At 72.6% G+C, this 18,841-nt stretch carries 17 protein-coding genes, 1 tRNA gene and 1 pseudogene; 10 read left to right on the top strand and 9 right to left on the bottom strand.

The window, feature by feature from the left end; genetic code table 11:
• Positions 1 to 368: 368 nt before the first annotated feature.
• On the bottom strand, positions 369 to 776 hold the full coding sequence (locus tag IO30_RS0137000) for a DUF6325 family protein (RefSeq protein WP_037896228.1): 408 nt from the start codon (positions 774 to 776) through the stop codon (positions 369 to 371).
• A 96-nt stretch (positions 777 to 872) separates the two neighbouring features.
• On the opposite strand from IO30_RS0137000, the gene IO30_RS0136995 reads away from it, so the two are divergent.
• Both IO30_RS0136995 and IO30_RS0136990 read left to right on the top strand, forming a co-directional pair.
• The gene (locus IO30_RS0136995; protein WP_031150594.1) at positions 873 to 2,237 is read left to right on the top strand and encodes an FtsW/RodA/SpoVE family cell cycle protein; all 1,365 of its coding nucleotides are present in this window, start codon (positions 873 to 875) and stop codon (positions 2,235 to 2,237) included.
• Positions 2,234 to 3,694 carry a penicillin-binding transpeptidase domain-containing protein gene (locus IO30_RS0136990; protein WP_031150593.1) on the top strand — a complete coding sequence of 487 codons (1,461 nt, stop codon included), beginning with the start codon at positions 2,234 to 2,236 and terminating at the stop codon, positions 3,692 to 3,694. The genes IO30_RS0136995 and IO30_RS0136990 overlap by 4 nt, the downstream gene beginning before the upstream one ends.
• Positions 3,695 to 3,736: 42 nt before the next feature.
• Here the strand turns inward: IO30_RS0136990 and IO30_RS0136985 are convergent, their stop codons facing one another.
• Positions 3,737 to 4,852 (bottom strand): ferritin-like domain-containing protein, encoded by a 1,116-nt coding sequence (locus tag IO30_RS0136985; RefSeq protein WP_031150592.1) that lies wholly within the window; start codon positions 4,850 to 4,852, stop codon positions 3,737 to 3,739.
• A 168-nt stretch (positions 4,853 to 5,020) separates the two neighbouring features.
• Here IO30_RS0136985 and IO30_RS0136980 point away from each other — a divergent pair, with 168 nt between their 5' ends.
• From IO30_RS0136980 to IO30_RS0136970, 3 genes are read left to right on the top strand one after another with little or no spacing between them, the layout of a single operon-like run.
• Positions 5,021 to 5,950: an AurF N-oxygenase family protein gene (locus IO30_RS0136980; protein WP_031150591.1), complete on the top strand. Its 930-nt coding sequence runs from the start codon at positions 5,021 to 5,023 to the stop codon at positions 5,948 to 5,950.
• A gap of 46 nt (positions 5,951 to 5,996) precedes the next feature.
• Positions 5,997 to 6,710: a TetR/AcrR family transcriptional regulator gene (locus IO30_RS0136975; RefSeq protein WP_031150589.1), complete on the top strand. Its 714-nt coding sequence runs from the start codon at positions 5,997 to 5,999 to the stop codon at positions 6,708 to 6,710.
• 10 nt (positions 6,711 to 6,720) lie between these two features.
• Positions 6,721 to 6,990, top strand: a complete 270-nt coding sequence (locus tag IO30_RS0136970; protein ID WP_031150587.1) for a hypothetical protein — start codon at positions 6,721 to 6,723, stop codon at positions 6,988 to 6,990.
• 96 nt (positions 6,991 to 7,086) lie between these two features.
• Here IO30_RS0136970 and IO30_RS0136965 read toward each other — a convergent pair whose 3' ends face one another.
• The 3 genes from IO30_RS0136965 to IO30_RS0136955 all read right to left on the bottom strand — a co-directional run bounded on the left by IO30_RS0136965 (position 7,087) and on the right by IO30_RS0136955 (position 9,947).
• Positions 7,087 to 8,364 carry a sensor histidine kinase gene (locus IO30_RS0136965; protein WP_051859111.1) on the bottom strand — a complete coding sequence of 426 codons (1,278 nt, stop codon included), beginning with the start codon at positions 8,362 to 8,364 and terminating at the stop codon, positions 7,087 to 7,089.
• Positions 8,361 to 9,161, bottom strand: a complete 801-nt coding sequence (locus tag IO30_RS0136960) for a hypothetical protein (RefSeq protein WP_063768160.1) — start codon at positions 9,159 to 9,161, stop codon at positions 8,361 to 8,363. The genes IO30_RS0136965 and IO30_RS0136960 overlap by 4 nt, the downstream gene beginning before the upstream one ends.
• A 111-nt stretch (positions 9,162 to 9,272) precedes the next feature.
• A complete protein-coding gene (locus IO30_RS0136955; protein ID WP_031150581.1) occupies positions 9,273 to 9,947 on the bottom strand; it encodes a hypothetical protein in 675 nt (224 codons plus the stop codon).
• 188 nt (positions 9,948 to 10,135) lie between these two features.
• Between IO30_RS0136955 and IO30_RS0136950 the strand changes: the two genes are divergently transcribed.
• Positions 10,136 to 10,960: a nuclease-related domain-containing protein gene (locus IO30_RS0136950; RefSeq protein ID WP_051902817.1), complete on the top strand. Its 825-nt coding sequence runs from the start codon at positions 10,136 to 10,138 to the stop codon at positions 10,958 to 10,960.
• Positions 10,961 to 11,273: 313 nt separating this feature from the next.
• Here IO30_RS0136950 and ku read toward each other — a convergent pair whose 3' ends face one another.
• Entirely contained in the window at positions 11,274 to 12,359 is a 1,086-nt protein-coding gene (gene ku / locus IO30_RS0136945) for a non-homologous end joining protein Ku (RefSeq protein WP_031150578.1), read from the bottom strand.
• 31 nt (positions 12,360 to 12,390) lie between these two features.
• Here ku and ligD point away from each other — a divergent pair, with 31 nt between their 5' ends.
• Together ligD and IO30_RS0136935 are read left to right on the top strand one after the other, a co-directional pair.
• Positions 12,391 to 13,287, top strand: a complete 897-nt coding sequence (gene ligD / locus IO30_RS0136940; RefSeq protein ID WP_031150576.1) for a non-homologous end-joining DNA ligase — start codon at positions 12,391 to 12,393, stop codon at positions 13,285 to 13,287.
• On the top strand, positions 13,287 to 14,171 hold the full coding sequence (locus tag IO30_RS0136935; protein ID WP_031150574.1) for an ATP-dependent DNA ligase: 885 nt from the start codon (positions 13,287 to 13,289) through the stop codon (positions 14,169 to 14,171). The genes ligD and IO30_RS0136935 overlap by 1 nt, the downstream gene beginning before the upstream one ends.
• An 84-nt stretch (positions 14,172 to 14,255) precedes the next feature.
• Here the strand turns inward: IO30_RS0136935 and IO30_RS0136930 are convergent, their stop codons facing one another.
• The gene (locus tag IO30_RS0136930) at positions 14,256 to 14,651 is read right to left on the bottom strand and encodes a DUF6479 family protein (RefSeq protein WP_031150570.1); all 396 of its coding nucleotides are present in this window, start codon (positions 14,649 to 14,651) and stop codon (positions 14,256 to 14,258) included.
• Between the two features lie 431 nt (positions 14,652 to 15,082).
• Positions 15,083 to 16,066 carry an XdhC family protein gene (locus IO30_RS0136925; RefSeq protein WP_031150568.1) on the bottom strand — a complete coding sequence of 328 codons (984 nt, stop codon included), beginning with the start codon at positions 16,064 to 16,066 and terminating at the stop codon, positions 15,083 to 15,085.
• Positions 16,067 to 16,863: 797 nt separating this feature from the next.
• On the opposite strand from IO30_RS0136925, the gene IO30_RS0136920 reads away from it, so the two are divergent.
• Complete coding sequence (locus IO30_RS0136920) at positions 16,864 to 17,280, top strand: hypothetical protein (RefSeq protein WP_234321641.1); 417 nt, start codon at positions 16,864 to 16,866, stop codon at positions 17,278 to 17,280.
• A gap of 571 nt (positions 17,281 to 17,851) precedes the next feature.
• Positions 17,852 to 18,469, top strand: a pseudogene (locus IO30_RS41450) (site-specific integrase); the annotation flags it as partial.
• A 218-nt stretch (positions 18,470 to 18,687) separates the two neighbouring features.
• On the opposite strand, the gene IO30_RS0136910 reads toward IO30_RS41450, so the two are convergent.
• Positions 18,688 to 18,759 (bottom strand) — tRNA-Arg (locus tag IO30_RS0136910).
• Positions 18,760 to 18,841: the final 82 nt, after the last annotated feature.

Genomic DNA, 18,841 nt, shown 5'->3' with positions numbered 1-18,841 from the left:
CCATCGCGAAGCGACGCGACCGCAGGGAGCGCCCTTGAGGGCCCGGCCCGGCACGGAAGGACCGTGGGACTGACGGGAATCCCCCAAGACTTCTCTGATGCGGCCAAGGGGTAACAGGCCCCCGAAGCCCCCCCTCAGCCCCCGCCCAGCAGGCGGGCCTTCGCCGTCGTGAACTCCTCCGGGGTCAGGTGGCCCTCGTGGGCCAAGGAGGGCAGGGGGGGCCCCCCCCCCGCCCGCCCCGCCCGCCCCGCCCGAGGCGTCCGGCGCCTCGGCCGCCCCCGCCGCCCGTGCCAGCAGGCCCCGCAGCAGCGGGTGGCCCGGCGGGCGGCTCGCCGGGTGCACCGTCGGCCCCACGGGTCGGATGAACATCAGGACACCCCCGCTCGGGGGCCGGCCGCGATGCGGTCCGGCGGGATGCGGACCGAGCCGACGATCCGGCCGCCTGCGGCCCGTACGGCGAGCGCCGCGTCCTGCGCCCACACGTGCTCGACCACCAGCAGCAGTGCGCAGCTCCCGCGCTCCAGCAGTCCCGCCGCCTCCTGGACGTCCTCCGGCCCGATCAGCCGTGCGGCGTCCCGGCCCGTCAGGAGGCCCCGTAGCTCCTCGAACTCGTCGAACTCCGCCGCGAGCACGTCGCCCGAGGCGGTTCTCGTGGCCACGAGTCCGTCGATCAGCCGGACGACCCCGGTCTTCCGCAGGCCCATCACGGCCTCCACGGCCGGTACCCGCAGCTGCTCCTCCGGGAAGGCGAGGACGATGAATTCCACAGGTCCCATGTGTCTCGGCTCCTCACTCCTGACCGATTCTGACGACTCTTCGGCACACTATGACATAAGCGGACATAGCATCCGTCTGCTTGCTACGTTTCGCGTATGACCGCTCTGACGGCGAAGGTGGCGGAGCCCGCGCCCCCGCCTCCTGACGCCCGCGCTCCCAAGCGCCGCGGCGTCGAGCTGACGCTCCTCGCCGGCGCCGTCCTGGTCTCCGTCCTCGGCTACCTCTACGTCGGCCTCGCCACCACCGGCCGGATCCCGCGTCCGGCCGCCCGCTACGCCGCCGGGCTCGCGGTCACCGCCCTGCTCGCGCACCTCGCCGTCCGCTTCCGGGCCCCGTACGCCGACCCGCTGGTGCTGCCGATCGCCTTCCTGCTCAACGGGCTCGGCCTGGTGCTCATCCAGCGCCTCGACGTGACCACGCCCGGCCACCTCACCGCCGGGGACCAGCTGCGCTGGTCCGCGCTCGGGGTGGCGCTGTTCGTCCTGGTGGTCGTGCTGCTGCGGGACCACCGCGTGCTCCAGCGCTACGCGTACCTGTCGGTCGCGGCGGCCCTCGGGCTGATGCTCGTCCCCGTCTTCTTCCCGGCGGTCAACGGCGCCCACATCTGGATCCGGTTCGGCGGACTGTCCTTCCAGCCGGGGGAGTTCGCCAAGATCCTGCTGGCCGTCTTCTTCGCCTCCTACCTCGCCGCGAACCGCACCGCCCTCGCGCTCACGGGCCGCAGGCTGTTCTGGAAGCTCCGGCTGCTTCCGGGCCGCGTGCTCGGTCCGATCCTCGCCATCTGGCTGCTCAGCGTCGGCCTGCTCGTCCTGGAGCGGGACCTCGGGACCTCGCTGCTGTTCTTCGGGCTGTTCGTGATCATGCTGTTCACGGCCACCGGGAGGATCGGCTGGATCGCGATCGGGCTGGTCCTCGCCGGGGTGGGCGCGTACGCCGTCGGGACCTTCGAGCCGCACGTGCACAGCCGCGTGGACGACTGGCTGAATCCTTTCGCCTCCATCGACCGCGGTGAAGGGCCGGGCCAGCTCGCCCAGTCCCTCTTCGCCTTCGGCGCGGGCGGCCTGCTCGGCGCCGGGCTCGGCCACGGGCAGTCCTTCCTGATCGGCTTCGCCGCCAAGTCGGACTTCATCCTCGCTACCGCCGGGGAGGAGCTCGGCCTCGTCGGCCTCACCGCGATCCTGCTGCTCTACGGGCTGCTGGTGTCCCGAGGCTTCCGCGCCGGCCTGGCGCTGCGCGACCCCTTCGGCCGGCTGCTCGCCACCGGGCTGGCCTCGATCGTCGCGCTCCAGGTGTTCGTCATCGCGGGAGGGGTCAGCGGGCTCATCCCGCTCACCGGCATGGCCATGCCCTTCCTGGCGCAGGGCGGTTCCTCCGTCGTCACGAACTGGATCATCGTCGCGCTGCTGGTCCGGCTGAGCGACAGCGCCCGCAGGCCCGAACCGCAGGAGGCCGCCGAGTGATCCGCTACATCCGCTGGTGCGCGTACTTCTGCGCGCTGCTGCTCGTGGCGCTGCTCGTCAACATCGCCCGGGTGCAGGTCTGGGAGTCCGCCGCCTACGGGGCCAACCCGGCCAACAAGCGGCCCATGGTCGAGCGCTACGCCGAACCCCGCGGGGACATCCTGGTCGACGGGCGGCCCGTCACCGGTTCCCGCGACAGCCGCCAACTGCTGCGCTACGAGCGGACGTACGCGGACGGCCCGCTGTACGCGCCCGTCACCGGCTTCTCCTCGCAGACGTACGGGACCAGCTTCGTCGAGCGCGCCGAGGACGGGGTCCTGTCCGGGACGGATCCGGGCCTGTCCGCCTTCCCGCTCTGGTACGACCTGGCGCGCGGCCGCCCCGGCGGCGGGAACGCCGCCACCACCATCCGGGCCGCCCTCCAGCGGGCGGCGTACGCCGGGCTGGCGGGCAAGCGCGGAGCGGTGGCCGCCGTGGAGCCGGCCACCGGGAAGATCCTGGCGCTGGTCAGCAGCCCCTCCTACGACCCCTCGGTGCTCTCGGGCACGGGTGCGGGGGTCGAGGGAGCCTGGACGCGGCTGAACGCCGACCCGGCCAAGCCGATGCTCAACCGGGCCCTGCGCGAGACGTACCCGCCCGGTTCCACGTTCAAGATCGTGACGGCGGCGGCCGCCCTCGACTCGGGGGTGGTCACCGATGTGGACGCGCCGACCGAGACCCCCGACCCCTATCCGCTGCCGGGCACGAGCACGCTGCTGCCGAACGCGGCCACCGGCTGCCAGGACGCCTCGATGGCGGAGGCGGTGCAGTGGTCCTGCAACACGGTGATGGCGAAGATCGGGGTGCGGGTCGGGCTGCGGGGGATGGTGGAGGCTGCGGAGCGGTTCGGGTTCAACGACGAGGGGCTGCGGGTGCCGTCGTGGGTGTCGCGGTCGAACTTCGACACCGACATGAGCCAGGACCAGCTCGCGCTGTCCTCCATCGGGCAGTTCAACACCAAGGCCACGCCGCTGCAGATGGCGATGGTGGCGGCCGCGGTCGCCGGCGGGGGCGAGGTGAAGACGCCCTACCTGGTGGACCGGACCACGCAGGACGACGGGGACCCGGTCCGCCGCGCCGACCAGCGCAGCCTGGGCCGGGCCATGAACCCGGCCACCGCCCACCGCCTCCAGGAGCTGATGGTGAAGGTGGTGGAGGACGGCACCGGAAAGAACGCCGCGATCCCCGGAGCGGTGGTCGGCGGCAAGACGGGCACCGCGCAGCACGGCGTCGGCAACGCGGGCACCCCGTACGCCTGGTTCATCTCCTGGGCCAGGGCGCGGGACGCCGCCGTGCCGGCGGTGGCGGTGGCGGTGGTGGTCGAGGACGCGTCGGCGGTCCGGGGCGACATCAGCGGGAACGGCGCGGCCGCGCCGATCGCGCGGGCGGTGATGGAGGCCGCCCTGTCCGGGAGATGAGGGGCGGGCACGACGACCCGGTGGACCTTTCCGGTCACCGCACTAGGGGGTCCGGTCCGTGCTGCCCTCGCGGATCGCGGATTCGACCTCCGCCACCCGCAGTTCCTCCTCGGCCGCGAACCGTTCGCGGTCGAGGGCCTCGGCGATCTCCTCGTCCTGGCTCATCAGCAGGTCGAGGTTGGAGTCGCCCATCTCGAAGACGCCCATGTCCAGGTAGGCCTTCTGGAGCCGTTCGCCCCACAGGCCGATGTCCTTGACGCAGGGGACGATGCGGCTGAAGAGGAGCTTACGGAACAGGTGCAGGAATTCGGACTGTTCGCTGAACTGCTCCGCCTCCTTGCGCGGGATGCCGAAGTTCTCCAGCACCTCCACCCCGCGCAGCCGGTCCCGCATCAGGTAGCAGCCCTCGATCACGAACTCCTCGCGCTCGCGGAGTTCGGCCTCGGTCAGCTGCCGGTAGTAGTCGCGCAGGGCCATCCGGCCGAAGGCCACGTGCCGGGCCTCGTCCTGCATGACGTAGGCGAGGATCTGCTTGGGCAGCGGTTTGTCGGTGGTGTCGCGGATCATGCCGAAGGCGGCCAGGGCGAGCCCCTCGATCAGCACCTGCATGCCCAGGTAGGGCATGTCCCAGCGGGAGTCGCGCAGGGTGTCGCCGAGCAGTTCCTGGAGGCTGTCGTTGACCGGGTAGAGCATCCCGACCTTCTCGTGGAGGAAGCGGCCGAAGATCTCGGCGTGCCGGGCCTCGTCCATCGTCTGGGTGGCGGAGTAGAACTTCGCGTCCAGGTCCGGCACCGATTCGACGATGCGCGCCGCGCACACCATCGCGCCCTGTTCGCCGTGCAGGAACTGGCTGAACTGCCAGGAGGAGTAGTGCCGGCGCAGTTCGCCCTTGTCCTTCTCGGTGAGTTTGGCCCAGTGCCGGGTCCCGTAGAGGGTCAGCACCTCGTCGGGGGTGCCGAGCGGATCGTAGGGGTCCACCTCGATGTCCCAGGCGATGCGCTTGGCGCCGTCCCACTGCTTGTCCTTGCCCTTCTGGTAGAGCGCGAGGAGGCGTTCGCGGCCTCCGTCGTACTCCCAGCTGAAGCGGGCCGATCCGGAGGCGGGTACCTGCCAGACGCCCTCGCCCGGGCCGTTGGTGTAGAGCTCGTGCGTCGACACTGACGCCTCCTCGTCACACGGACTGCCGTACAGGAGTGGATGGTTGGCAGCGTCACACGTTGGTAGACGGTCGGTCAACAAGTCGCGCGCGGGGGATTGACGACCTTGCTGACAAGCAGTCTCATAAGAAGTGACCGCCGGTAACCCACCCACGAGGTGTCCGAAGCCATGACGACCGTGACCGATCGAGCCGCGCTGAGGGACGCTCTCGGCCTGCTCAAGGACCGCGAGCAGATCGCCGAGCGGCTGCTCGAATCCTCCGCCAAGCACTCCTTCGACCCCGACAAGGAACTCGACTGGGACGCCCCGGTGATCGAGGGCAAGTACTACTGGCCGCCCGAGCTGCTCTCGCTCTACGACACCCCGCTGTGGAAGAAGATGGGGGAGGAGCAGCGCATCGACCTCTCCCGCCACGAGGCCGCGGCCCTCGGCTCGCTCGGCATCTGGTTCGAGATCATCCTCATGCAGCTCCTGGTCCGGCACATCTACGACAAGTCGCTGACCAGCAACCACGTCCGCTACGCCCTCACCGAGATAGCCGACGAGTGCCGCCACTCGATGATGTTCGCCCGCATGATCCAGAAGGGCGGCGCCCCCGAGTACCCGGTCTCGCGCGTGAACCACAACCTGGCGCGCATCCTCAAGACCGTCTCCACCACCCCCGGTTCCTTCGCCTGCACCCTCCTCGGCGAGGAGATCCTCGACTGGATGCAGCGCCTGACCTTCCCGGACGAGCGGATCCAGCCGCTGGTGCGCGGAGTCACCCGGATCCACGTCATCGAGGAGGCCCGGCACGTCCGTTACGCCCGCGAGGAACTGCGCCGCCAGATGCTCACCGCCCCGCGCTGGGAGCAGGAACTGACCCGGATCAGCTGCGGCGAGGCCGCCCGCGTCTTCTCGCTCGCCTTCGTCAACCCGCAGGTCTACGAGAACATCGGCCTGGACCGCCGCGAAGCCCTCGCCCAGGTCAAGGCGAGCGGCCACCGGCGCGAGGTCATGCAGACCGGCGCGAAGCGGCTCACCGACTTCCTCGACGACATCGGCATCCTGCGCGGGGTCGGCCGCAAGCTGTGGAAGAGCTCGGGGCTCCTCGCGTAGGCCGTCTCCCGCCCGGCCGCGGCGGCCGTGGGGTTACCCTGCGGGCATGACCGTACGCGCCTACCGCAGGCTGAGCGTCGAGGAGCGGCGGGCCCAGCTCCTCGACGCGGCCCTCTCGCTGTTCGCGCACCGGGCGCCGGAGGAGGTCTCGCTGGACGACGTCGCGGAGGCCGCCGGGGTCTCGCGCCCGCTCGTCTACCGCTACTTCCCGGGCGGCAAGCAGCAGCTGTACGAAGCCGCCCTGCGCTCGGCGGCCGACGTCCTCGAACTCTGCTTCGCGGAACCGCAGCAAGGTCCCCTGACCCAGCGCCTGTCCCGGGCACTGGACCGCTACCTGGCCTTCGTCGACGAGCACGACGCGGGCTTCGCCGCCCTCCTCCAGGGCGGCAGCGTCGTGGAGACCTCCCGCACCACCGCGACGGTGGACGGCATCCGCCGGGCCGCCGCGCAGCAGATCCTCGTCCACCTCGGGGCGCCGGTGCCCGGGCCGCGGCTGCGGATGATGGTCCGGACGTGGATCACCGCCGTGGAGGCGGCCTCGCTGATCTGGATCGACGAGGGCAAGCAGCCCGGAGTGGACGAGCTCCGCGACTGGCTGGTGGACCAGTTCATCGCCCTGCTGGCCGCCACCGCCGCCACCGACCCGGAGACGGCGGCCGCCGCCCGTGCGGCGCTGGCCCTGGAAGCGGCGGACGGACCGGTCGGGGTACTGGCCCGCCGGGTGATCCCGGTGGTCTCCGAGGCGGCCCACCTCCTGTGACACTGGTGGGGTGAGAAGCCAACCCACCCCCTTCGAGGGCGGCCCGATGGACGGCCGGGTCCTCCCGATCCTCCTCGGCATGACCGGCCACCCCCCGAAGTGGTACGAGATCCCGGTCCCGGCGGCCGACGGCGGCCCCCCGACGGTGCTGCTGTACGAGCGCGTCCCCTCGGGCTATTCCAAGCGGCTGCACCTGCAGAAGGGCTGGAAGTACGTGCACAGCCCCGAGGGCGTGAAGCCGAAGCCGCGCTGGCCGTGGACGAAGACCCCTCGCCCCTAGGCGGTGGGATCGCTGCGGCTGCGGCTGCGAATCCGGCCGCGGGTGCGGCTCCGGCTCCGGCAAGGGGGGGCCGGTGCCCGGTTCGGCGCCGGGGCCCTATGCGGGGCCCGTGCCCGGGCGTGCGTCCGGGCCGGCGTCCGGCAGGGTCAGGACCGCCAGGGCTCCGCCGCCCTCCGCGCGGCGGAACTCCAGCCGGGCCCCGATCGCCTGCGCCTGACCGACGGCGATGGTGAGCCCGAGCCCGTGGCCCTTCACCCCGGCCCCGGGCTCCGTACGGAACCGCTGCGGTCCGTGCGCCAGCAGGTACTCCGGGAAACCGTCCCCGTGGTCCCGCACGCTGATCACCGGGCCGTCCACGGTCAGCACCACCGGCGGGCGGCCGTGCTTGTGGGCGTTGGCCACCAGGTTCCCCAGCACCCGCTCCAGCCTGCGCCGGTCCGTCTCCACGTGCCCGTCCTGGACGATCACCACCTCGGTCCCGGTACCGGTCGCCCGCACCACCCGCCCCGCCAGCCGCCCCAGTTGGTGCAGGTCCGTCTCGACCTGCTCGCTGCGCGAGTCCAGCCGCGAGATCTCCAGCAGGTCCTCCGTCAGCTGCCGCATCGTGCGGACCCGCTCCTGCACGAGCTGCGTGGGCCGGCTCTCCGGCAGCAGCTCGGAGGCGGCCTGCAGTCCCGTCAGGGGCGTGCGCAGCTCGTGCGCGACGTCCGCCGTGAACCGCTGCTCGCTCAGCAGCTTCGCCTGCAGGCTCCCCGCCATGGTGTCCAGCGCCCCGGCGACGGTCGCCACCTCGTCCTGGTGCCGCGACGGGTCCTTCGTACGGGGATCGGCCACGCGCGCGTCGAGGTCGCCCTGGGTGATCCGCCGGGCCACCGTCGCCGTCTGGTGCAGCCGCCGCGTCACCCGGGTCACGGCGAACGCGCCCACGAGCAGGGTCCCGCCGATGGCCAGGACCGACGAGCCGATGATCGCGTTGTCCAGGCCGCTGATCGTGCGCGCGCTCTGGCCGTAGTCGACGACCACGGCCAGCGCCCGGCCGTCCGCGGGCGCCGCGGCCCACATCACCGGGCGGCCCATCCAGTCGGCCACGACCGTCCCGCGGTGCCCGCTGAGGGCGAGGGTCCGCAGCTTCGCCGGCAGGCCCTCGGGATCGAGCCCCGACTCGGGCGGCAGGGCCTCGCCGGCCTCGTACGCGCGCGAGACGTCGTGCAGTTTGCCGAGGGCCTTCTCCCGGGCCGTGGCCACGGTCTGGCGGGTCACCTCCACGTGCACGAGCACGCCCAGCACCGCGGCGAGCGAACAGCACATCACCACGATGAAGCACGCCGACTTCCAGGTCAGCGAGGCCGTCCAGGCGGGGAGCCGGGGCCTCACGGCGTACTCGGCGCGGGGCTCGGGCCCGGGGCCGGGGTCTGCGTCTGGGGCTGCGTCGGGGTCGGGGTCTGGGTCGGGGTCTGCGTCTGGGGCTGGGGATTCGAGGGCACCCGTACGATCTCCTCGCGCGTCGGCAGCATGGAGCGCTGCTTCCCGTCCCAGGACCAGGCGGTGATCAGCTCGTAGCCGTTGTTGCCGCTGGGGACGCGCAGGACCACGTCCCGTCCGGCCAGTTCCACGGAGATGACGGTCTGCGTGGTCGCCATGATCCGGTTGAGCCGGCCGTCGGGGTCCGCCGTGTACACCCGAACCGACATCATCCGGTCCGGCAGCTCGATGCCGACGATCAGCTCGTCCCGGTCGTTGCCGGTGAGGTCCCGGTAGTACGGGGTCAGCACGGGGCACGCCGCGGGGTCCTGGCCGTCCTTCCCGCACGCGGTGATCGCGGCGGCGGTCTCCGCGGGCATCGCGTCGCTGCCGCTGAAGGTGTCCGGGTGGGTCCGCACCTCGGCCTGTACGAGCGCGAGCGGATCGACCTCGTGCACGTCCTGGTCCCGGACGGGCGGGATCCCCTTGACGTACTCGGGCGGGGCGCCGCCCGGATCGGCGGGCGGCACGGTGGCCTGCTGCCGGCCGGGCCACAGGTGCACGGGCCCGCTCGCGGTGGGCGTGGGGCCGGCGCCGGCCAGCCCGCCGGCCTCGCCGCAGCCCGCCAGCAGCGGCAGGGCCAGCAGCACGGCCAGGGCCGTCACGACCGTCGGGACAGGGGTGGCCGTACGGAAGGGAGAGGTCTTCACAGCCCGTTACGCCCTTCTGTCCGCGGTACGACGATCGGTCACGTCAACCATATGCGGAGTTTCGTCCTAATTGACCCTGTGGTCCGACGCGGGCGCGGAGAGGCCCCGGCGTCAGCCGTTCGTACGCCCGCGGCGCAGCATCGCGAAGCCGAGCCCGGCAGCGCCGATCGCGGCGATGCCGCCGCCCGCGGCGAGCAGCAGCACGCCCTCGCCCGGTCCGTCGGCCAGCGTCTCCAGGCGCAGCACGTCGCCGCGCCCGTCGGCGACGGACCGGCCGTCCGCGCCGCCGGAGGAGGTGTCGGTGCCGGTGGCGGGGCCCGGGCGCGGCACCGAGGCGGGGACGACCTGCCCGCCCCCGGTTCCGGCGCCCCGCGTCCCGGTCTTGTACCCGTCGCCCGCGACGGTGTGGTCGCCGCCCCGCGCGGGAGCGTCACCCACCCAGGAGGTCAGCCGGCCTTCGGAGTCCAGGGCGGCGTGCAGTTCGCCAGCGGAGCCCACGGCGGTGACGCCGTCCCGGCTGTTCAGGGTCGTGGCCGTGCGGCCGTCGGAGGTCAGGATGTCGGCCCGGTAGACGCCTTCGGCGACCCGGTAGACCTTCGCCGTGGAGACCCCGTCCGCGAGGGAGAGGCTCTTGACGAGGGTCCGCTGCGGGGCCGCGGAGTGCGCGGACGAGGCGGCCGGAACCCCCTCGGCGAGGGCCGCGGCGGCGGGCAGTGCCAGCAGACTTCCGGCACAAGCGGTCACGGCGGCGGCGCGAACGAGGGTGCGGCGGCTGACGGTGCTCACGGGTGTCCTTCGGTGAGTTCAGGTGGGTGCAGGTGGGTCCAGGCGTGGTCCAACCTAGGCCCCGGCCGTTGCGGCGAAGCCCCGTTCTTGTAACAGCGAGGCCGCAGGGTTCCGGCAGAGTCGTTACACAACCGGGGGATTGCCGCACGGCGCCCCGGCTGCTCCCATGGATGCCGGGGGTGAGGGTGATGCGCAAACTCAAGGTGCTGCCGAGCGGCCGGCCCGGCCGCGGCCGGCTGTACGTCAACCTGCCCGACGGCAGCGCAGTGGCCTGGTACGACCGGCAGACCAACCGGATCAGCGTCCTCGCGGAGGACCACCGGGAAGACGTACTGCGGGTCCTGCGGCCCTACTTGACCGGATCGGTCTCGATCGGTCCGCCGCCGGTCCCGACGGCCGCCGACCTGCTGCGCCTGTCCCTGCCGGCCGACGCGGACCTCGCCCCGAACCGGGCGGGCGAGGCCCTGCTGGGGGAGCTGGACCACGGCTCGGCCGGTACCCGCGCCCGGCACCGCGTCCGCCAGGACCTGGCGGCGCAGCAGCGGATGGGCGAGGCCCTGGAAGCCCTCGAACCGCAGGGCTGGCGGGTCCTGCACTGCGTACCGCTCCCGGGCATGGGCCGCATCGACCACCTGCTCATCGGCCCGGCCGGGATCCTCTGCGTCCGTACGGTGCCGTGCCGCCGCCAGCGCGCGTCCGTCGGGGACCTCCTGCTCACCGTGGGGCGCGCCGAACCCCGCCCGGACCCGCGCTGGACCCGCCGCGCGGCGCTCCGCGCGGGCATCGCCCTGGCGACTCCGGTCACGCCCGCCCTGGCGGTGGTCGAGGCCTCCCGCATCGAGGTGGCCCCGACCGTCCACGACATCCGCGTCCTGCATCCCCTGACGGCGGGCCCGACCCTGGCCGAATCCCCGACGACGCTCCAACCGCGAGCGGTGGAAGCCCTGTTCGCCCGAGCCCGAGACACTCGCACGTGGTTCCCGAACCCCCGCCCGGGGCCCCGCCCCCACTGACCCGCCGCCGGGGCGGGGGCCGCCACGGTGTCGGGTCTACGCGGGACCCGCCGACGGGGCGGGGGCCGCCACGGTGTCGGGTCGACGCGGGCGCTGCGGCCCGCCCGGCCGCCGCCGGTGCACGGCGACGCCGATCCGCCGCACGGGCTGCGGCCCGACTGGCCGGCGGCCGCCACCGGCTCGATGCCCGGGCCGCGGGACGACGGGCGGAGCCCTGGCCGCGCAGGCTGCCGTAGCCGGGGTTCCCCTGCTGCCCGCGGGCACGGGCGCGGGCGCGGGCAGGCCGGCCGGGGTGGTTCGGGCGTCAGGCCGGTCAGGCCGAGGTGCGCTTCCGGGTGGGGGCGGCCTTCTTCGCCGTGGCGGCCGTCTTCTTCGCCGTGGCCGAACCGGCCTTGCCCGTGGTCGACTTGGCCGTCGCCTTGGTTGCTGTTTTCGCCGTCTTGGCCGTCTTCGCCGTGGTCTTCTTCGTCGCGGCCGAGGCGGTCTTCTTCGCCGTCGCCGCCGTCGACTTCTTCCCGCCCACCGCCTTCGGCGCAGCAGCAGCCGCGGCCGTACCTGCCCGCGTACCCGCCGCCTTCCCGCGGATCGGGGTCACCTCCGCAGGGCCGGTGTCCTCCTCGCCCCGCGAGGCCTTCGCGGCGCGGACGCTCTTCTCCAGCGCGGCCATCAGGTCGATCACCTGCCCGCCCGCCGGCTCCACCACCGCCTCCGCCGGCTCGAACGCCCCGCCCGCCTTCGCCGTGATCATCGCCTCCACGGCCTCGCGGTAGTCGTCGTGCAGCGAGGACATCTCCACCTCCCCCAGCGTCGCCATCAGCGCGTCCGCCAGGTCGAGTTCGGCGTCCCGCACCGACACCTCCGCATCCGGTGCCACTCCTTCCGGCACGCGGATCTCGTCCGGCCACAGCAGCCCGTGCATCGCGATCACGTCGTCGACGACGCGCAGCATGCCCAGCCGTTCCCGCCCCCGCAGCGCGTACTTGGCGATCGCGACCTTGCGGCTGCGCTTCAGCGCCTCCCGCAGCAGGGTGTACGGCTTCGCGGCCGTCGGCCCGTTCGCCGCCAGGTAGTACGCCGCGTCCATCTGGAGCGGATCGATCTCGTCGGCCGGTACGAACGACATGATCTCGATCGTCCGCGCCGTCGCCAGCGGCAGCTGCGCGAGGTCCTCGTCCGTGATCGGGATGAGCGACCCGTCGGGCTGCTCGTACCCCTTGCCGATCTCGGGACCCGACAGCTCCTCGCCGTCGAGTTCGCACACCTTGCGGTAGCGGACCCGCCCGCCGTCGGCGAGGTGGATCTGGCGGAAGGAGATCGAGTGGCTCTCGGTGGCGTTCACGAGCTTGATCGGGATGCTGACCAGGCCGAAGGAGATCGCCCCGTTCCAAATGGATCGCACGGTTCCTCCTGATTCGTGGCAGTCTCATCGTATGACGCCGATCACATTGGTGGAGGGCCGTCGCATCGCGCTCAGCAATCTCGACAAGGTCCTGTATCCCGAGACCGGCTTCACCAAGGGCGAGGTGCTGCACTACTACGCCACCGTCGCGGGCCCCCTGCTCGCGCACGTCCACGACCGGCCGGTGTCGTTCCTGCGCTATCCCGACGGCCCGGCGGGCCAGCTCTTCTTCACCAAGAATCCGCCGCCCGGCACGCCCGACTGGGTGAAGACCACCCCCGTGCCCCGCTCCGAGGACTCCTCCGCCGAACAGGTGGTCGTCGCCGATCTGGCCACCCTGATGTGGGCGGCCAACCTGGTCGTGGAGTTCCACACCCCCCAGTGGACCGCCGGCCGCCCGGCCGTCGCCGACCGGCTGGTCCTCGACCTCGACCCCGGCCCGCCCGCGACCGTGGTCGAGTGCTGCGCCGCCGCGCTCTGGCTGCGCGAGCGCCTGGCCCGCGACGGGCTGGAGGCCTACGCCAAGACCTCCGGCTCCAAGGGGCTGCACCTGGCCGTGGCCCTGGAGCCGGCCCCGTCCGAGCAGGTGTCGGCGTACGCGAAGCTGCTCGCCCAGGAGGCCGAGCGCGAGCTCCCCGGCCTCGTCGTGCACCGCATGGCCAAGGCCCTGCGCCCCGGCAAGGTCTTCGTCGACCACAGCCAGAACTCCGCCGCCAAGACCACCGCCGCGCCCTACACCCTGCGCGCGCGGGCCCGCCCGACGGTGTCCGCCCCGGTGTCCTGGGCAGAGGTCGAGGCCTGCCGGGACCCGGCCGACCTGGTCTTCCTCGCCGGAGACATCGCACCGAGGCTGGACCGCGACGGCGACCTCTTCGGCCCGCTGACCGACCCCGGCCGCGCCGGGAGACTGCCCGGGGAGCGGTCGTGATCAAGGTCGCGCTGGCCGCCGCCGTGCGCACCCTGCCGCGCGGGACGGGACTCGCCTACGAGCCGAAGTTCGACGGGCACCGCCTGGTCGTGCTCCGTTCGGAGGAGGGCGTGGTGCTCCAGGCCCGCTCCGGCCGCATCGTCACCAGCGCCTTCCCCGACCTGGCCGCCGCCGCCCGGATGCTGCCCGCCGGGACGGTCCTCGACGGCGAGGTCGTGGTCTGGCACGCGGGGCGCACGGACTTCGCCCTCGTACAGCGCCGGGCGGCCGCCACGGCCGCGCGGGCCGCCGTACTCGCGCAGAGCCTGCCGGCCTCGTACGCCGCCTTCGACGTACTCGAACTGGCCGGGCTCGACCTGCGCGGACGCCCGTACGAGCGGCGGCGGGCGCTCCTCGTGGACCTGCTGCTGCCGCTGGGGCCCCCGCTGCAGCCGGTGCCGATGACGACCGACCCGGAACTGGCCGCGACCTGGTACGAGACCCTGCCCGCCAGCGGCATCGAGGGCCTCGTCGTCAAACGGCTCGACCAGACCTACCCGGCCGGGCGGCGCGGCTGGCAGAAGCTGCGCCACACGGACGTACGGGACGCGGCGGTGGTCGGGTACACGGGGACCCCGCGGCGGCCGCTGGCCCTGGTGCTGGTGTTGCCGGTGGGGGAGGAGACACCCCTGGTGTCGAGCCCGCTGTCCGCGGCGCTGCGTACGGAGGTGGCGGCGACCGTGGCTGCCCGTGCGTCCACTGCTCCGGCCGGGGCCACCGTCACCGCGATCGGGCTCGGCGAGGTCCCGTACCGGCAGCTGGACCCGCCGCTCACGGCGGAGGTCCGCTACGCCTCGGCGCGCCACCCGCCGCCGGAGGTGCTGCGGCTGCGGACGGACCTCTGACCCGCGCGGGGGGCGCGGGCCAGAGGGGAGGCGTAAGCGTGGAGTCGTGGAGTCGTGGAGTCGTGGGGTCGTGGGGTCCCGGGGTCAGCTGTGGGCGCCGCTCCCCGCGTCCGGGGGAGCGCCGGGCTGGGCGTGCGGTGGCGGTCCCTGCGGGTGCCCGAAGCCGGACTCGCGCCGGGCCCTGTCCTCGACGGGGTGGGTGGAGGTGGTGGAGCCGAAGTTGCCGTAGCCCTGCATCTCGTGCGGCCTCAGGCCGCCTTCGGGGATCTCCACGTGCTCGCGTTCCTCGCGCACCTCGTAGACGGCCCCGCCTTCCGGCAGGTGTGGCTGGCTCTCGGCGGAGGGCGGCGCGGGTTCCTGTGCGCGGACCTTCTTTCCCAGCCAGAAGGCGCCGAGGAGGAATCCCGCGACGATGATCCCGACGACCAGGAACCACGCGATGTCGGTAAGGGTCGAGTCCACGCTCAGGGTCGTGTCCATACCCCCCACTTTCCCGCACATTGGTCCGGTATGCGCCACTGTGGCCCGGTTGCGTTGCGGCAGCCGGGCTACACACCGCGCGCACGGAACACCGTTCAGCGCACCTCGGGACCCGGCCGAGGCGTGTGCAGCGGTCACCGCCGAGCCGCTTGCCCGGGCCGGATCGTGTGTTCACGACCGCCCGGACCGGCCCGCCTTGACGACCCGGTCGTGAGGGCGGCCGTAGCGGGGGGACCGGTGCGAAGCCCCGGCTCCACCAGGGGCGGCCGGCCCGGCACGCCCAGGCAGTCGGGGACGCCGCCCTGCGCGAGGGCTGATCCACCGCGGCGGAACCCTCAACCCCCGCGCGCCCCAACCCCGGCGCGCCCCAACCCCCGTACGCCTCCGCACCCGTGCGCGCCCCGGCCCGGACCGCCGCTCAACCCCGCCGCTCAGCCCCGCAGGGGGCCGTCGGAGTCGCGCAGTGCCCGGGTCTCGCGCCCGCTGAGCACGCCCACGATCTCCGCGCAGATGGCCAGCGCCGTCTCCGCCGGCGTCCGGGCGCCGAGGTCGAGCCCGATCGGCCCGTGCACCAGCCCCAGCTGCGCCTCGCCCACCCCGGCGGCGACCAGCCCCTCCCGGCGCCGGGCCGTGGTCCGCCGCGAACCCAGCGCCCCCACGTACGGGATCCCCAGGGCCAGCGCCGTGCGCAGCGTCGGGACGTCGAAGTCGGGCTCGTGGCTGAGCAGCACCAGGCAGGCGGCGTCCCGGTGGTCACCGAGCACCTTCCCGGCCTGAGCCGCCGTCTCCACGGTCACGGCGCCCCAGCCCAGCAGGGCGGCCTGCCGTTCGATGATCTCGGCCAGCTCGCCCCCGCCGCCGATGACCACGTACGGGGCCGAGGGGTACGCCTCCACCAGTACCAGCCCGGACTCCCCGTACAGCGCGTCCCGCCCGGGCCGGCGCGTGGCCAGCAGCTCCCCGGCCCGCCGCCCGGCGTCGTCGCGCGGGGCGTCCGTGGCCCGTACGGCCTCGCTCACCGCCTGGTCGGCGGTGTCGTTCAGCCGCGTCACCAAGGCCACCCCGGCCCCGTCACCGAGCAGCTCCCACCACTCGGCCGGGATCGCCGTCAGCGGCTGGAGCAGGATCTCCGCCTGCCCACCGCAGGTCAGCTTCGCCGCCACGGCCTCGGCCCCGCGCACGGACACCTCGCACACCCGCGCGGTGTCCCCGTCCGCCATGGCCCCGGCCTCGGCGGCCAGCTCGGCGTCGAAGACCCCGCGGTACAGCGCCCCGACGCACTCCCCCTGCGCGTCGACGAGCACGGCCCCGGCCGGGTCCCGGGGCCCGAACCCCTGCTCGGTCACGGGCCGGGCCAGATCCCCCGCCCGCCCCTCGGCCAGCCACTGCCGCGCCGTCTCCACCAGCTCACGCATCTGTGCCGCCCCATCCCGTAAGAGCTCACTCGCCACAAAGCACCAGGTCAACGGCACAAAGCGGCCTCACGAACCACCCTATGCACGCCCCCCACCCGTACCCATCCCCCAAACCCACAGACCCCACCCCACCTCCCTCGTACAGACCACCGGAACACGTTCGACTGGCGGGATACGCGAACCGGCCAGGAGGGACAGCCGCCGCTGGGCGAGCGACCACGGCAAGAACCCCGACCCACTCCGAGGCCGGCCCGGCGGCCGAGGTGCGCGTGAACAGAACACGCATCCGGGCGACTTCGAGGGTCAGCCCGAGGTGTGGTCGCCCCTCCCGGGCGCGCGCAAGAACAAGTACTACGCAATTGCAAGGCAGTTGGCTGCACATACGCGAAGACCCCGTCTCAGCGAACTCGCTGATGGCGGGGTCTTTGGGCACTTCCTGCGAAGTGCCCCCGCCAGGATCCGAAGTCTAGAAGCGGTCTGCCACGTCCGGCCGGTCCACAAATGGGCCGCGAGGCCAGCCGGGCTCGTCCTGCCTGTAGCGGCTGGCCGAGCCGTTAGAAGAACTCGTGCGCTTCAGCCCCACTGTGGCCCTGGCCAGGGCCGTAGCCGTCTATGGGCGCTTCCGAAAACGCCGTGTCCACACCTACTCGCCGGAGCACAGCATTCCGCAGGCACTGCACGCTGCGTGTCAGCAGGAAGACTCGCGAGAGCTCTGCCACCAGACTCGGCAGAGCCGTAGTCTCCCAACCCATGAATGGACATCGTTGGTCGCCACGGCGCTGGGTGCGGTCATCGGAGTGGGCAGCACGCTCGCCACAGACCGACTGCGTTGGCGACGCGACACGGGCGAGCTCGACAGGGAGACCCTGCGCACGGTGTCTGCCCAGTTCCTGGAGGCGCTCACCGAGGCGCGCGACGCCATAAGTGATGCCAGCCGCTCCGAGCACCTACCCGTGGACGAACGAAGCCAGCTTGCCCGCGCGAGCATCCTGGCCCACGGCGTGCACTCGAAGCAGTACCAACTGGAGCTACTGGCGACACCGGAGGTCGCCCAGTTGGCTGGCGATGCCGCCTACCAGCTGCTCCTCTACCGAGACGCGGTGGTTGCTGGCCATACTCGCGACGATCCTGAGTGTGCGCAGGTGCGACGCGCCTTCCGGGAGGCCCGCCAGAAGCTCATGGCTGCTATTCGGTCCTCACTGGCCCGGGCCTGAGAGCCGCTCAGGCGGACGGTTCACGCTGCGCGTGCTCGGAAGCACAAGTTGGGAAGATCGCGTACCCACCCCCACACCGACCACCCAAGACACTGACCAGCCCGTTCCTGGGATCCTCGTCGCTGTTCCCCGTCACTCCCCGCTCGCCGCCCAACCAGACACGCGAAAGACACGACTTCTACGACACCCCTGGAGGGCGCGGGTGAACGGGGACCTGCGTGACCGACCTCTTCGCTGCCGCGTTCCGGGCGTGAGCCTCGCGTCGAAGACGTCGCTCATAGTCCGCGATCTGACGCGCCACGGGCTCACTGGTAGCGGTTCGGATCACCCGCTCGTTCTCGCGATCCACCAAGAACGGCCCGTTGCCCCCAGGTCGAGGGCGCTGCCCACTCCGCCCCTCACCGGCCGCTCCCCAGTAGAAGAGCCATCCGAACGCGAGCTGCTGCACCCGGAGAATCCCGAGCTCATATTCGACACAGTCCCGCTCTTGCACGATCTCGGCGAGCACCAGCCGGCGGGCATCCTCCTCACTCCACATCGCTCGATGGTGCCACGCGGCATCAACCACAGGCCTCGGGTCGTGGCCAACCCGGAGCAGGCCCGCTCGCTGCTCCACGCGGTCTTGTACGTCGGTGGACACCGCCGGGCGCGCGGTCGGCGTCTGATGGGCCGATCGCCGGGATGTACCTCGGGGGCTTCCGGCCGGCCGAAGCCGTGGGGCTCTCCGAGCCGGACCTGACGTTTCCGGACTCCGGCTGGGGCACCGCGTTGCTTCACCGGACGAGGCCGAGCGTCGGGAAGCAGTGGACCGACCCCGGGCAGAGCCACGACTATCGCGGCCTGAAGAACCGGCCCACGGAAGACGTCCGCCGGGTGCCGGTCCCGCCCCAGTTCGTGTCCATCCTCCGCGAGCGTGTCCTCGTCCACCTACTACTACCGGGTCTGGCCGGAAGCTCGGCTCCTGGCCCTGCCGCCGGCCGCCGCTGCCTCACCGCTGGCGAGTCGGCCCTACGACCTCCGGCACTCGGCGCTCTCCACGTGGCTCAATGCCGGCGTCGACCCGACCGAGGTCGCCGAGCGCGCCGGCAACAGCGTGGAGGTGCTGCTCAGTCGGTACGCGAAGTGCCTCGACGGGCGCCAGGAGGTGGCCAACCGGAGGATTGAGGACCTGCTGCGCGAGTACGAGTGATCGCGAGTGAGCGGACATACGCTGCGAGGCCCCTGGACCTGTCCGGGGGCCTTCGGCATTCCTGGAGCTGACCTGCGCCGATGGACCAAGATCCTGTCCACGAATAGTCCACAGCCGCTGACATACAGGTGCACACGGCGGCAGTTGGCTGCGCATACGCGAAGACCCCGTCTCAGCGTTCTCGCTGATGGCGGGGTCTTTGGGCACTTCCTGCGAAGTGCCCCCGGCAGGATTCGAACCTGCGCACACGGCTCCGGAGGCCGTTGCTCTATCCCCTGAGCTACGGGGGCGTGTCGTTCGTGTTGCTGCGACGGGTTGAACACTACCAGCTTCCCCGGGGTGATCAGGAACCGGTTTGCGGGGAAGGGGGCC

Source organism: Streptomyces xanthophaeus (assembly GCF_000725805.1).
In the GTDB taxonomy this organism is placed as follows: domain Bacteria; phylum Actinomycetota; class Actinomycetes; order Streptomycetales; family Streptomycetaceae; genus Streptomyces; species Streptomyces xanthophaeus.
This window is presented reverse-complemented; position numbering and strand designations above follow the sequence as displayed.